The 14,086-nt window shown below is 53.7% G+C and carries 12 protein-coding genes; 9 read left to right on the top strand and 3 right to left on the bottom strand.

The annotated features are described in order from the left end of the window. Positions 1-168: 168 nt before the first annotated feature. The 3 genes from thiI to E8D52_17535 all read right to left on the bottom strand — a co-directional run bounded on the left by thiI (position 169) and on the right by E8D52_17535 (position 2,972). Entirely contained in the window at positions 169-1,347 is a 1,179-nt protein-coding gene (gene thiI / locus E8D52_17545) for a tRNA 4-thiouridine(8) synthase ThiI (GenBank protein TKB66169.1), read from the bottom strand. 15 nt (positions 1,348-1,362) lie between these two features. Further along, entirely contained in the window at positions 1,363-2,283 is a 921-nt protein-coding gene (gene trxB / locus E8D52_17540; protein ID TKB66168.1) for a thioredoxin-disulfide reductase, read from the bottom strand. 89 nt (positions 2,284-2,372) lie between these two features. Then, complete coding sequence (locus tag E8D52_17535) at positions 2,373-2,972, bottom strand: dephospho-CoA kinase (GenBank protein ID TKB66167.1); 600 nt, start codon at positions 2,970-2,972, stop codon at positions 2,373-2,375. Positions 2,973-3,041: 69 nt separating this feature from the next. Here E8D52_17535 and E8D52_17530 point away from each other — a divergent pair, with 69 nt between their 5' ends. The 9 genes from E8D52_17530 to E8D52_17490 all read left to right on the top strand — a co-directional run bounded on the left by E8D52_17530 (position 3,042) and on the right by E8D52_17490 (position 14,072). Next, a complete protein-coding gene (locus E8D52_17530; protein TKB66166.1) occupies positions 3,042-4,085 on the top strand; it encodes a hypothetical protein in 1,044 nt (347 codons plus the stop codon). Positions 4,086-4,236: 151 nt separating this feature from the next. Next, a complete protein-coding gene (locus E8D52_17525; GenBank protein TKB66165.1) occupies positions 4,237-4,422 on the top strand; it encodes a hypothetical protein in 186 nt (61 codons plus the stop codon). 268 nt (positions 4,423-4,690) lie between these two features. Beyond that, complete coding sequence (locus tag E8D52_17520) at positions 4,691-7,372, top strand: glucosidase (GenBank protein TKB66164.1); 2,682 nt, start codon at positions 4,691-4,693, stop codon at positions 7,370-7,372. Between the two features lie 37 nt (positions 7,373-7,409). After that, positions 7,410-9,473, top strand: coding sequence for a glycogen debranching protein (locus tag E8D52_17515; GenBank protein TKB66163.1), 2,064 nt, complete (start codon positions 7,410-7,412; stop codon positions 9,471-9,473). Positions 9,474-9,591: 118 nt separating this feature from the next. Beyond that, positions 9,592-10,113 (top strand): heme-binding protein, encoded by a 522-nt coding sequence (locus E8D52_17510; protein TKB66162.1) that lies wholly within the window; start codon positions 9,592-9,594, stop codon positions 10,111-10,113. 179 nt (positions 10,114-10,292) lie between these two features. After that, positions 10,293-10,565, top strand: a complete 273-nt coding sequence (locus E8D52_17505) for a hypothetical protein (GenBank protein ID TKB66161.1) — start codon at positions 10,293-10,295, stop codon at positions 10,563-10,565. A gap of 103 nt (positions 10,566-10,668) precedes the next feature. Beyond that, positions 10,669-10,884 (top strand): DUF3565 domain-containing protein, encoded by a 216-nt coding sequence (locus E8D52_17500; GenBank protein TKB66160.1) that lies wholly within the window; start codon positions 10,669-10,671, stop codon positions 10,882-10,884. Between the two features lie 165 nt (positions 10,885-11,049). Next, on the top strand, positions 11,050-13,854 hold the full coding sequence (locus tag E8D52_17495; protein TKB66159.1) for a hypothetical protein: 2,805 nt from the start codon (positions 11,050-11,052) through the stop codon (positions 13,852-13,854). Continuing rightward, positions 13,851-14,072 carry a YnbE family lipoprotein gene (locus E8D52_17490; GenBank protein ID TKB66158.1) on the top strand — a complete coding sequence of 74 codons (222 nt, stop codon included), beginning with the start codon at positions 13,851-13,853 and terminating at the stop codon, positions 14,070-14,072. Before E8D52_17495 ends, E8D52_17490 begins: the two co-directional genes overlap by 4 nt. Positions 14,073-14,086 lie beyond the last annotated feature (14 nt).

Raw genomic sequence — 14,086 nt, 5'->3', positions numbered from 1 at the left:
GTTTTTGCAACCGCCTCCAATAGACACGACTTATTGCCTTGTCTGCTTTGCGCCTATTTGATGGGAAACTTAGGAGCGATGGGCTTCAATGAAGGGCTTCCGTGCTTGGATAGTGCGCGATCGGCATCGATGCTCTGAGTGACGATACCGTAAGGATCAGATCTTCACTCAGGTAGGAAAAGTGAATTCTGACACTTCAGCCCTCTCCAACCCTTGCTTGACGAGTTGACTGATATCCAAACTCCGCTCAACCTTTCGAAGGTCGTCGATCCTGGTTTTCGTGCTGGGATGGGGTGGGGTGAACAGCTTGCAGCAATCTTGGTCGGGTTCGATGGATGTCTCATAGGTTCGGATCCGCTTGGCCTCGTCGATGATCTCCCGTTTATCCATTCCGATGAGCGGCCGGAGGATTGGGATCTCGGCAGCTTCCTCAACAACCGTCAGATTCTCAGGGGTCTGCGACGCGACCTGCCCGAGACTATCTCCTGTCACCAACCCCCAACATCGTTCCACTCGCGCGAGTTCTTGAGCAATGCGAAGCATCATCCGCCGATAGAGCACCACGCGAAACGGTGGTGGTGTATTCAACACAATCTCGCGCTGGATTTCTCCGAAAGGAATGACGTAGAGACGCGACGCATATTGATACGCCGTGAGGGTTTGGACCAATTCCCGCACCTTGTCCTCAGAAGCACGACTCACCAAAGGACGGCCTGAAAAATGAACAAAGGAGGCATGGCAACCGCGTTTGATCATGCGATAGGCAGCAACCGGTGAATCAATGCCTCCCGAAATCAAACAGGCGATCTTTCCGCTGACTCTGACTGGCATCCCCCCAGGTCCCTCGATTTTTTCAGCCGCGCAATAGGCTTCCCTCGACAGTAGCTCGATATAAAGAGTCACATCCGGGTTTTTCAGATTGACGGTCTTGCCGGTTCGTTCACATATTGTTGCACCAATGGTTCTTTCGATATCCATCGACGTCAGCGCCAATCGCTTATCAGCTCGTTTGGCTGTGACTCGAAAGGTCGTGCCTGAGGTTGCCGTGATCTCTTCGACAGCGACCTCAGCGAGCGCCGCCAGGTCAGGGTTCGCAATCTGTAGCGGAATCACACGACCCAGCGAGAAGTTTGCGATGCCACACACACGAACGAGCCGATCTCGAACAACATCCGCGTTCGCTTCCAGGGGAAGATCAATGCGGATCCGGCTGTGGAGGTTCTGGACCTGTCGAACGCCTAAATCCTTGAGGGCTGTCCGGATGTTCTGAATGAGGCATTGCTCAAAGTAGTCGCGATTGCGGCCTTTGAGGGCAAGTTCGTGGTAATGAGCGATGGCCCAGCGCATGTCAGCCCTAACGCCTCACCCTTCACTGGACTCTAGAAATCGCTCGACATCAATCGCCGCCATGCAGCCAGACCCGGCTGCAGTCACGGCCTGCCGATAGTGTGAATCCTGCACATCACCGGCGGCAAAGACGCCGGGAATACTGGTGGCTGTTCCCGCGTGAGTCCTGATGTAGCCCTTCTCATCCATATCAATCTGACCAGCGAACAACGCCGTGTTAGGTCTATGGCCGATGGCAACAAAAACACCGGCGCAGGGCACTTCCGATATTTTTCCAGTAACGATATTTTTCAGCCGCACGCCGGTGACAACCTCATGCCCAAGGATATCCTCAACCACAGCATTCCAGATGAAACTGACTTTCTCGTTCTTCATGGCCCGATCTTGCATAATCTTCGATGCACGAAGCTTGTCGCGTCGATGGACAATCGAGACTTTCGTCGCAAACTTGCTCAGGAAGGTTGCTTCCTCCATTGCGCTATCCCCACCACCAACAACAATAAGCTCCTTCCCGCGAAAGAAAAACCCATCGCAGGTTGCGCAAGTTGAGACGCCGTGACCGGTCAATCGTTTTTCATTGGGCAGGCCAATCGGAATCGCTGAGGCTCCAGTGGCAATGATGGCGGTTTTCGCCTCGACGGTACGCTCACCATCAATCGTCAGGATCAATGGGAGGTTCTTGAAGCTTACAGCAGAGACGTCACCAGTGAGGAATTCCGTCCCAAACCGTCCTGCTTGAGCCCTCATTTCTTTCATGAGCTCCGGACCCATGATGCCCTTTGCAAACCCGGGATAGTTCTCGACTTCCGTCGTGGTCGTGAGCTGGCCACCGGATTGCCATCCCTCAATGAGAAGTGGTGAGAGGTTGGCTCGGGCAGCATAGATAGCGGCCGTGAGTCCTGCAGGACCGGAACCGATAATCACGAGATCACGCATGGGTGAGGACTCTAACACAGCATGAGAATCAGAAGGTAGAAGGTTGTTACGCCTTATCAGTCAGTCTTTTCGCAGAAGAAAATGGCACCTTACAGGGCTCGAAGAGTTTTGCAAATCTTGCCCACGTCTTGTTTGAGGCGTCGTGTGTCTTTTGTTCCGTCGAGAACGAAGTCTGCGAGCAGGCGCTTTCGATTCATCGGTAGCTGGCTCCTAATCCGTCGAAGGGCTTCGGATCGTGAGAGGTTGTTTCGTGTGTTGAGGCGGGCAATTTGGGTTTCTTGATCGGCGGTCACGACAACGATCTTGTCGACACGTGTGTCGACACCTGCCTCAAATAGGAGGGGAACGTCATAGATCACGACGGCGTCCGGATCGATTCTGGCTGCCTGTCTCGTCAGTCGTTGCTGTTCACGAGCCACACGAGGATGAATGATACGCTCAAGCTCACGTCGTTTCCTGGGATGACTGAATATGAGCGAGCCGAGCGCTGGGCGGTTGATCGTACGATCAGGATTAAGGATTCCTGTACCAAAGGTATGAACAATGTCTCGCCACGCCGGTTTGCCTGGCTGGACCACATCTCGCGCCAACTGATCGGCATCGATCACGACAGCGCCGCATTGCCTGAACATTTTCGCGACCGTGCTCTTTCCGGTGGCGACGCCTCCGGTGAGTCCAATTAGCATCATGGCAGCGGAGCTTATCATGTGCTGTATCTGTCAGGAAACCGCGATTGACATCACCAGCTCTCCGCTTGTATGAAATTCTTCATGCGGCTTGTCTTTCTCACGGTCATACTATTCGGGATAAGCAGCGCTGGACTTGCGGTCGCTCTGGCTGAGAACCCTACCTCTGCGCCAAGAACCATTACTGTCGCGCTTGATGGCTCGGGGAATTTCTCGTCGATTCAGGAGGCGGTCGATAGCGCCATGAAGGGCGATACGGTAATCATCAAGGCCGGGTCCTACGCTCAGGACTTGACCATTCATAGCAAAGAACAGATCAAGATTGTCGGTGCTGGGGTCGACAAAACTATCCTGCTGGGACGAGGGACGATGGTTGGCGTGCTCCATGTCGGAAAGTGGCCGTATGGGGCAACGGACATTGACATCAGCGGGCTCACGATCAACGAGCACGGGGGACATGCTCTCGGAATCTTTAATGGAACTCGCATTACACTCCATCATCTTCATGTGAAGGGGATGGTGTTCGGCCAACAGGTACACGAAGTTCGCATCGAAGACTGTGTGATCGGGGGAAGTGAGACGACCGGCGTGCATGTCACGGATTCTCAAGTCCAGTTGATTGGGAACGTTATCCATGACAATGACCATGGAGTGAACGTCACGGGAAAATCAGACATTCGGCTTGAGCGCAATATCATTACCAGAAATCTATTTGAGGCCATCGTGATCAGTGATCAGGCAAAGGTGGTCCTCATCAATAACACCCTGGTTAAGAATGGTGGCGGAGCGGCATTCCTAGGCTCGTCGACGATCGAAGCCTCTGGAAATATTGTGAGTCTCAATAAAATTGGCTTTCTCATTGCCGCGTCGAGTCAAACCAAGACCTCATATAACGCGTTGTTCAATAGTGACGAGAACTATATGAGAGCCGGCTCCCCGAATGTTCCTGCACCTGAGCTTCAAGCTGAGTCGGATATGATTACCGATCCACGCTTTGTCGATGCCGAACATGATGATTTTCGCTTAAAGCCCAACACGACCCTTCTCAATCACGGGACCTTTCGTTACCTTGGCGCACTTCCTCCGCTTCTACCCCCTACACACAATCGCCAATAAACACTTTGGAAACAATGAGATAGAGAGGCTACTCATGGTGCGAGGAATGTGTATGGTATGCTTTCTGTCTAGCGCATGCACCTCCAGATCTCTCCTATAATTAAAGTAACACTGCAAACGCGCCGAGAAGGATTCAACCAGGAGGTCTCCTTTGGCTAGCTTTCGCAGCAATCTTGAAAAGTTGTCAGGTGAAGATATTCCCTCGCTCATGGATATGGAATCCGGCAAGCTGGTTGGGGCCGTGCTTCCCATGTCTGAACAGGCTCAAATCCAGATGCGGAACAGTATCGAGGTGATTGAGTACCTCTTGAATCAAGAGCGAGTGGTCTGGAGTTAACCTCCCGGTCTCCTTGGCCCATCCGTTCTTCCAGTTACCTTCCCACAATCCTTAACACCTCCACTGCCTTCACCAACTACGTTTTATAAGGCTGCCCTCCCTCTCTCGACACAATCAGTGTACCTTTCTTTAGAGGAAGCCTCGGGAAACCGAAGAGGAGAAGAGAATTGGTGGTGATGATCGATGGGCACAGCTTGATTTAGGACTAGTGGAGGCGCATCGTAGCGCCATCCTCCACATTATGATTCATACGTAGAAAAGAGGTGTTGTGGAAAAACCGGCTCGGACAGCTTCTCGCACTGAGGTTTCCCGGCTTGCCGAGCAGCAGCGTCTTGAGGAAGATGCCGCCAGGAGGCAGCATTGGAAACGATGGGGGCCCTACCTGAGTGAACGTGCCTGGGGAACGGTGCGTGAGGACTACAGCCCTTACGGAACGGCTTGGGAAGCCTTTCCTCATGATCATGCTCGCTCCCGCGCCTACCGGTGGAATGAAGACGGGCTTGGCGGGATTTCAGATCGTCACCAATACATCTGTTTTGCCATCGCACTTTGGAATGGGCGTGATCCCATTCTGAAGGAGCGAGTATTCGGTGTGACGGGTAACGAAGGGAATCATGGGGAAGATGTAAAAGAGTACTATTTCTATTTAGATTCAACACCTACACATTCATACATGAAGTATCTGTACAAGTATCCACAGGCTGAATTTCCTTATGCCAGACTGATTGAGGAAAATCACCGGCGCCAACGTGGAGATGTGGAATATGAACTGATCGACACGGGTGTCTTCGATGAGAATCGCTACTTTGATGTCGTCGTGGAGTACGCAAAGACGACCCCGGAAGATCTGTTCGTTCGTATTCACGTGACGAACCGCGGGCCAGCTTCTGCTGAGTTGACACTGTTACCCACTCTCTGGTTCCGGAATACGTGGGCATGGGGGATCGATGCTCGCCGACCGAGAATGCGTGCGGGAAAGCCTGTCCAAGGTATGAGTGTCATTGAGTTCGATCATGAGTATTACGGTCAACGTCGCTTGTGGTGTGAAGGGACGCCTCCATTACTCTTCACTGAAAACGAAACGAATACTCGCCGTTTGTATGGCGATCAAGAAGGCTCTACCCATGTGAAAGACAGTTTTCATGACTACGTGATCCATGGTCAAAAGGATGCGATCAACCCTGAACAGATCGGGTCAAAAGCTGCTGCACACTACGTACTGACCTTGCCCCCCGGAGCATCGGAGATCATTCGTCTTCGCCTGACCGATCAGGATAACGCCGAAGGTTTTGAAACATCGACGTGTGATGGCCTCTTTACGCAGCGGATCCGGGAAGCCAACGAGTTTTATGACGAACTGGCGCCACCTGATCTTTCAGAAGATGCGCGGCGGGTGCAGCGGCAAGCATTTGCCGGATTACTGTGGAGTAAACAATTTTACCACTATGACCTAAGACGCTGGCTGCTCGGTGATCCTGGAATGCCGGATCCTCCTCAGGAACGGCTCCATGGGCGGAACTCCGACTGGGCCCATCTCTACAATGCTGACGTGATCTCAATGCCTGATAAATGGGAGTATCCGTGGTATGCGGCGTGGGATTTGGCATTCCATTGCATCCCCCTGGCCCTGGTCGATTCAACGTTCGCAAAGGAACAGCTACTTCTAATGCTCAGAGAATGGTACATGCACCCGAACGGCCAGATTCCGGCGTATGAATGGGCGTTCGGAGATGTCAACCCTCCGGTCCACGCCTGGGCCGCCTGGCGTGTCTACAAGATCGAGAAAAAGCGAAAAGGATTCGGAGATCGTGTCTTCCTCGAACGAGTGTTCCATAAGCTGTTATTGAACTTCACCTGGTGGGTCAATCGAAAAGATGCCGAAGGGAAAAACATTTTCCAAGGGGGATTTCTCGGACTCGATAACATTGGGGTCTTCGATCGTAGCGCACCCTTGCCAACCGGCGGGCATATCGAGCAATCGGATGCGACCAGTTGGATGGGGATGTACTGCCTCAATATGCTCTCGATCGCCCTGGAACTCGCGCGTGACAATCGAGCATACGAAGACGTGGCCAGCAAGTTCTTCGAGCATTTCGTGTATATCTGCCGAGCCATGAACAACATCGGCGGTGAAAACATCGAGCTGTGGAATAGAGAAGATGGATTTTTCTACGACGTACTGCACCTTCCGGACGGTCATACCTGTCCGCTCAAGGTCCGATCGCTCGTCGGGCTGATCCCGCTCTTTGCGGTCGAGACGTTGGACTCAGAGTTGATCGACAAACTCCCTCGATTTAAGCATCGCATGCAGTGGTTCATTGAAAACAGGCCAGATTTCAGCGCCCATGTCGAGACTCACTCGAAGGACGGAGAAGTGCGGAGGTTCTTGTCCTTAGTCAATCCCACACGACTCAAGTCGGTGTTGCGATACATGCTTGACGAAGAGGAGTTTCTCTCCCCCTATGGCATCCGGGCGCTCTCACGCTATCACAAGGACCATCCCTACGTGCTGTCCATCATGGGCAGCGACTATCGGGTGGACTATGAACCCGCTGAATCAAGCACGGGAGTTTTCGGTGGCAATTCGAACTGGCGGGGTCCCATTTGGTTTCCAGTCAACTATCTGCTGATCGAATCGCTCCAGAAGTTTCATTACTTTCTGGGTAACGAGTACAAAGTCGAGTGCCCAGTCCGATCCGGCCACTTAGTCCCTTTGAATGAGGTTGCTGCTGAGATTTCGCGACGATTGACACACATTTTCCTTCGTGACAACACCGGCCGACGTCCAGTCTATGGAAGCACCCGGAAATTCCAAGATGATCCATTCTGGCGAGATGCCATTCTCTTCTATGAATATTTCCATGGCGACAACGGCGCCGGTGTCGGAGCCAGCCATCAGACGGGATGGACGGGACTCGTGGCAAAGTTAATCCAGCAGTCGGGGGAGTAGACGGCGAAGATCGGTCGTTGCCTTTCTTGTACCAGGCATGTACGAGGAAACCAGGCAATCCTCGCTGTCCGGGGTGGTGGAGAGGATGAGAGTTGAGAAAGCAACTTGTCAAAATCTTGATCGCGCACTACACGTTGAATGGTTGGAGACAAACGGTCGCGGTGGGTTTGCCTCAGGGACCATTGCTGGTGCCAATACGCGTCGGTACCATGCGCTATTATTGACGGCGCGCCGACCACCAACCAATCGGTATGTACTGGTCAATCACATCGAGGAATGGGTTCAGATCGGTCACGAGGAGTTTTCTCTCTCCACCAACCTGTATCCAGGAGCAATCCACCCCAATGGATACGCACACTGCACCTCATTCTCATCAACCCCCTGGCCGACATGGACGTTCGCTTGGAAGGACCAACAAATCCAGCGTGAAATCTTCTGTGTCCGAGGACGAGACATTGTCATCATTCGATGGACGTTGATGGGCACACAGAGTGCGCCTATCGTACTGAGAGTGCGACCGATGCTAACCGGACGTGAGTATCATGGCCTGCATCACAAAAACGAAATTCTTTCAACGTTGGCCGTGATTGGCCAACAGTGCGTAACCTGGTCTCCCTACGACAGTCTGCCGGCTGTCCGAGCTTTCCATTCAGGTACCTATCACCATGAACCAGATTGGTATCGGCATGTGCAGTTTCCTCTGGAGCAACAGCGGGGACTTGATTGTGAGGAAGACTGGTGGTCACCGGGCGAGTTCATGTTCGAGCTGAAACCTAGGACAGCGCATACACTCACACTTACCAGCGACAAGAATGATAGCCTCGACATCACTCGGCTCATCTCCAGCGAACGCGTGCGACGTGGACGGTTGCAACAGTCTGCGCCAGCCGCCGATCCGTTGGCCGAGACATTCCGGCAGGCGGCAGAAACGTTTATTGCTGTGCGAGACACGAAACAGACAGTCATCGCTGGGTATCCGTGGTTTACGGATTGGGGGAGAGACACCTTCATCTCCCTTCCAGGGCTGTGCCTCGTCACGGGGCGGCATGACGTTGCCCGACACATCATCGAATCATTCGCTGCTCATGTTTCCAACGGGATGGTACCCAACCGTTTTCCTGATAGTGGTGAGGAGCCGGAGTACAACACGATTGATGCATCACTGTGGTTCATCTATGCCGTCGACCGGTATCTTGCGTACAGTGGTCATACGATGAGCATCAGATCCGTCGCATGGCCTGCGGTTAAACAGATTCTCGATGGCTACCGGCAAGGCACTCGATACGACATCCATATGGATGAAAGGGATGGGCTCATCGCTGGTGGAACGCTCGATACTCAACTCACGTGGATGGATGCCAAAATCGGTGACTGGGTCGTCACACCTCGGTCCGGAAAGCCGGTAGAAATTCAGGCGCTGTGGATGAGGGCGCTGGACGTTGGCGCACGTCTGGCTGCTGACTATGGCGAGTCAGAGTTCGCCCTGGCCTGCCTGAAAGATCGGGGGCGCGCGGTGGAATCTTTCCGTAAGAGATTCTGGCACGAAAAGGGACAATACTTGTACGATACCATCGATGGTCCTGAGGGAGACGACCCATCAATTCGTCCCAATCAGGTGTATGCCATCTCCCTCTGTGATGATCTGCTGACGAAGGAGCAGGCCAAGCATGTGCTTCACACGATGAAAGACCACCTTCTCACGCCAGTGGGGCTGAGAACATTGTCACCACAGGACAGTCGGTATCGCCCACGGTACGAGGGTGGGCCTATGGAACGAGATAGCGCCTATCATCAGGGGACAGTCTGGCCATTCCTCTTGGGTCCTTTTGTGACGGCCTGGGTGAAAACGTTTGGAGATACGGCCGAAACAAGGACTGAGGCGCGAGCCTTCCTCAACGGAATAGAGGCCCACTTACAAGAGGCCTGTCTCGGACACGTGTCGGAGATTTTCGACGGAGACCCACCACACCAGCCACGAGGCTGTCCGGCGCAGGCCTGGTCGATCGCGGAGCCGCTCCGTGCCATGGTCGAGGAGCTGGGGGCGGTAATTACGACTACCAAGGCTCGATCGATCGGCCAGAAACGGGCAGCCGAACTCTAACTGCATCCCCTCGACAGTTCTTGGGTCTCTTGACAGCGTCTTTACGCATCCGTAGTCTCAATGTGCAGAAGAGGGAAGGGTAGGTGAGACTATGATGCCTCCGTTCGTGCAGGACTCAATGAGTCGCCTAGTCGTTGCTGCAACGATAATACTGTCTCTCGCAGGGCTACCAGCGCCACCGTCAACATCTGCAAACGAGCTTCCAAAAGAATCTGTCTTACCACTTGGGACAGCGAATAAGGCAATTCAGGCCGCATTGGAGGCCTGCAAGAAAGACGGCTATCGAGTGAGCGTGGCCGTAGTTGATCGAGCTGGCGTGCTTCGTGCACTGGGACGTGCCGATGGTGCCGGATCACACACGGTCGATAGTAGCCGGAAGAAGGCCTACACGGCAGCCAGTCTGCGACGCCCAACCAGCGAGTTAGCCGATCTCATCATAAAAGTCCCTACGCTGCAGGCGCTTCGAGACATCAACGGCGAGATTCTTATCCTGGGCGGAGGACTGCCCATCGAAATCAGCGGAGAAGTGATCGGGGGAATCGGTGTCGGTGGAGCACCAGGTGCCCATCTGGATGATGTGTGCGCTCAGGAGGGGCTTGATGCCATCGGTGCGGCCCCAAAGGTTCCGGCGTCCAAGTGAATACGCGCTCATGGTCTACTCTCGCTGGAAGTGCGGTGCTCCTCTGCATCGGATGCAATAGTAACACTCCCGAGCCGGTTTCGGCTGAGATCTCGTCAGCAGGACTTCGGCTGACTATCACGAGAATGGCGACAGACCCATTCCTTCAGCGATTTACTCTCACCATGCACGTCAATAGTATGAGCGGTTGTTCTTCCTCTACAGACTTGTTTCCCGATACCGGATATGCCGGTCGACGGAACATTTATCAGGCAGCAAAGGGAAGAGTGTATGTGGTCGGGCAGTACGATGCACGAGTCATCGATTCACAGAACTGTCACACGAGTCTCTCGGAATTTCGATATCTCGATCGAGACGTCATCTTTGTCGGAAGCTTCGATCAGGATGAGGCAAAGCACTGGCGGTATTTCCCCGCTGGTCATCGGCCGGAACTACCATTCGAGAAACGGTAACCGGTCGCTGTACCAAACGGACCATTGCGGAGAACATGCCGTGACTTCTTTGCCGTTCTGATCTGCATCCGCCCTCCATCTGTCAGACGAGCATCGTTGTACCATGCAACAGCCGATCATTGGATATCACCAGGACGAACACGGCGATTGGGTGGCCGATCTGACCTGTGGTCATGGGCAGCACGTACGGCATCAGCCCCCCTTCATCAATCGCCCGTGGGTACTCACCGTCGCAGGGCGTGAGCAACATCTGGGCACCCATCTGAGCTGTAAGAAGTGCGAGGAACCGGCTGCTGAATCTCCTCCGACTTCAGGATAAGCTCTGCACCGTCCGTTCTCCTCCGTCACGAAGGCTCCCTGTCCACGGTTCCAAAGAGAGGTCCGATCGGATCCTGTCCGATGGCAGAGCCGTTTGGATCTCTTGACAGGGCTTGAGGATTTATTTGACAACCATTGCAAGTGATCGAGGTGGATCAGGCACACAATGTTGGCTCAACGGTACCAGATAGTCCTTCTCCTTGGATTGGTAGCTCTCTTTAGCTGCTATTTACTGTTGCCGCTGAGTGCTTCCTATCTCTTAGCGAATAGGCTTCGTGACTATGGCTACAGCAATGTGATCCTCCAGCTCAGCTATCCAGGCTTGACGAATATGCGCATTCCGGTGGTTTCGTTTCAACAGGATTTGGGCGAAGAACGACTGATGGTCTCGCTGACAGATGCGGAAATACGATATGACCTGGCCAAACTGCTTCAAGGGCGTGTCAGTCGCATCTTATTGCGAGACGCGGCCATCCATGTGCTGAACGTGCAGTCCACCGAATCCACCGCACAAGATAGACGAGATACAGATCAGCCTGATGATGAGCAATCACCCTGGCGATTGTTGACGGCAGGAGATCTCCTACGCAGTCTTCCGATCCTCCCATTCGACGAGTTGCAACTGGATCATCTCACCATCTTTCGTGAACAGGCAACAGGTCCGCTGCGCAGGGTGACGATTGACGGCAATCTGACCTATAGCGGCCGAGAGGTTGGTGGTCACCTCGTCTTTCGTGGACGCGATACCGCATCCTATGGCCTTACCGTAATTGGGCATTCTGCCAGTACCTGGTCGGTGATCTTAGCATCGCAGCGACTGCAAGCGGCGCCGATCGTTTCCTGGCAGTCGCAGTCGCAGTCGCATCCGAACGATTCACAAATTCAGATCAATGGGCGCCTCGAGATCAATGTGCAAGAACTGGCTCCATTCATCGCACTCCTTGTCCCGATCGGTCCCGAACTGGAAAAAGTCACGGGAGAGGTGGCGATAGAGTGGGCGGGGAATGCTGCCGCAGAGGCTGCACTCAGCTCGTTGTGGGAAGACAAACGCTCACATCTTGATGGCACGATGCGAGTCAATGTCACGCTGCCCGCTCTGAAAGGCGTGGCAAAGGATATTGCCATCGCCTACGAGGGGAGATTCGGAGGGAATGCCACTCAAGCGGAGTGGGCCATAAGCCCCGGTGTCTTGCTGACCGCGACGATCAATACCCAACCACGCATTATTCCCGAAGCGGTCCGATTGATCCTTCCTCATGGTGATCAGCCGGTACGGATTGAGAATAGCAAGCCTGTGCAGGGGACTCTCTATTGGAAAGAAACGCCCATACGTACGGTGGCGCAAGGGCCATTGCATGTGACCTACGGTCGGACACCAGGGCCGTTGGTGGCACAGTTCGAAACCACCCGTGCTGAGGGCCTTGGCTATGAGTTGGTATTGGCCGAAGGGGCCTATGACCTGGAAGGTATTCTTCCCAAGGCCATTACTGAAAGGCTTTCAGCGAAGGAAGCGACAGGAAGAGTTCAAGGGACAGTGAAGCTAGATCGGACACACCTGCGTGGCATACTGTTACCTCCATCTTCAGTGACGGCGAAACAGATCGGACAGGGCCCTGCGCTTATTTCCAGCGTGACGCTAAATTTGTCAGAGCCGTTGACGGTTGAATGCGATCTGACAGCGGTCCACTGCAGCGGGGGAGAGATGATCTTGACGATTGGAGCTCCGACCATGAAACTAAGCGGTCGGAACATTCGTCTCACGCGAGGTAGCTTGAGGCTCCAGGGGACAGAAACAACCAGGACCGCTTGGACCACACACGGAACGTTGTCGGTCCAGGGGGTCAGGCCGGAGACTGGTTTTTTGGCGCCTACCACGAGTGATTGGATAGTCCAATTCTCGGCAGATCAGGTTGGCCTTAAGGCCGACCTGCGAGTCGATATCCCGACACACGAAGGATTCCTGACCGCGAGGATCGAGCAACCCCTGCAGACGGCGCAAGGAGTCATGCATGGTGTCATCGGCCCGCTGACGTTTAATGGCACGGACCAGCGGCTCAGCAAGATGATCATGGGACTTCCTTCTTCATCCGATCTGACCGATGGAATGTTTACGGCCATTGTTGATGCCTCCTGGTCGAGCAGCTTCCGAGACCGGATTAATATGATGAATAGCGTCGCAGCAACCTCGAAGATTGTGGCCGAGAAACTATCCGGCCACTACTCCGATTATATTGTGAAAGGGTTGAGCACCACGATGGTGTTACACACCCAGGGGCTTGAATCAATTGTCATGACCCAACCAGCCTCACTCGCCGTTGCGACAGTACAGAGTGGTGTTGACGTCACCAATCTCATGGCCTCCTATCAAATAAAATGGAGATTGGCGGATGATCTGCCAATGATAGATGTGAGAGACTTCCAGTGCGAAGCATTTGGAGGAACAGTCAGTAATCCTGGTCCTGTGGTAGACTTAGCCAGACCACCGGTCACCACAACGTTTTCTCTGCGAAATCTTGATCTTGCGAAAATTCTTAACGTGGAACAACACAAGGGGCTTCAAGGAACCGGCACACTCAATGGGACGCTTCCCGTCACCATCACGTCGGGTGGGGTCATTGTGAAAGAGGGAGTGATCGAGGCACAGCCTCCAGGAGGGGTCATACGGTACGTCTCGACGTCCGATTCATCGAAGGTCTTTACAGAGTCAGATCGGCCAGTCCAGCTTGTTGCAGAAGCGCTCAACAACTTTCAGTACTCGCACTTGCGCGTCGGTGTGAAATACGGAGAAACCGGAATGTTGGATCTCAATGCTCGGTTAGAAGGCAAGAATCCGGACCTCCGAAGTGTCCCTCCGATTCACTTCAACCTGACCGTGCAAGAGCACATCCCAACGCTTCTCAAAAGCCTTCGCTTGGTCGAAGATATCCAGGGGACCATCGAACGAAAGTATAAACGAGTAGGACCATTATGAGGCGGACCATGCAGAGCGAAACCATTCGGATAGGTGCCGGAGTACTGGCGTGGCTCTCTCTGCTCCTGAGCGTGGGTGCCTGCACCCCGCGAGTCGAGGTGACTGCGCCAGACAAACCGATTACGATTAATCTCAATGTGAAGATCGATCACGAGATTCGGCTGAAAGTCGACAAGGACTTGGAGCAGGTTCTGTCGAATGACAGCGGACTATTCTAGCTACAGGAGGGCAT

Origin of the sequence: Nitrospira sp., assembly GCA_005116745.1 — a bacterium.
Taxonomy (GTDB): domain Bacteria; phylum Nitrospirota; class Nitrospiria; order Nitrospirales; family Nitrospiraceae; genus Nitrospira_D.
This window is presented reverse-complemented; position numbering and strand designations above follow the sequence as displayed.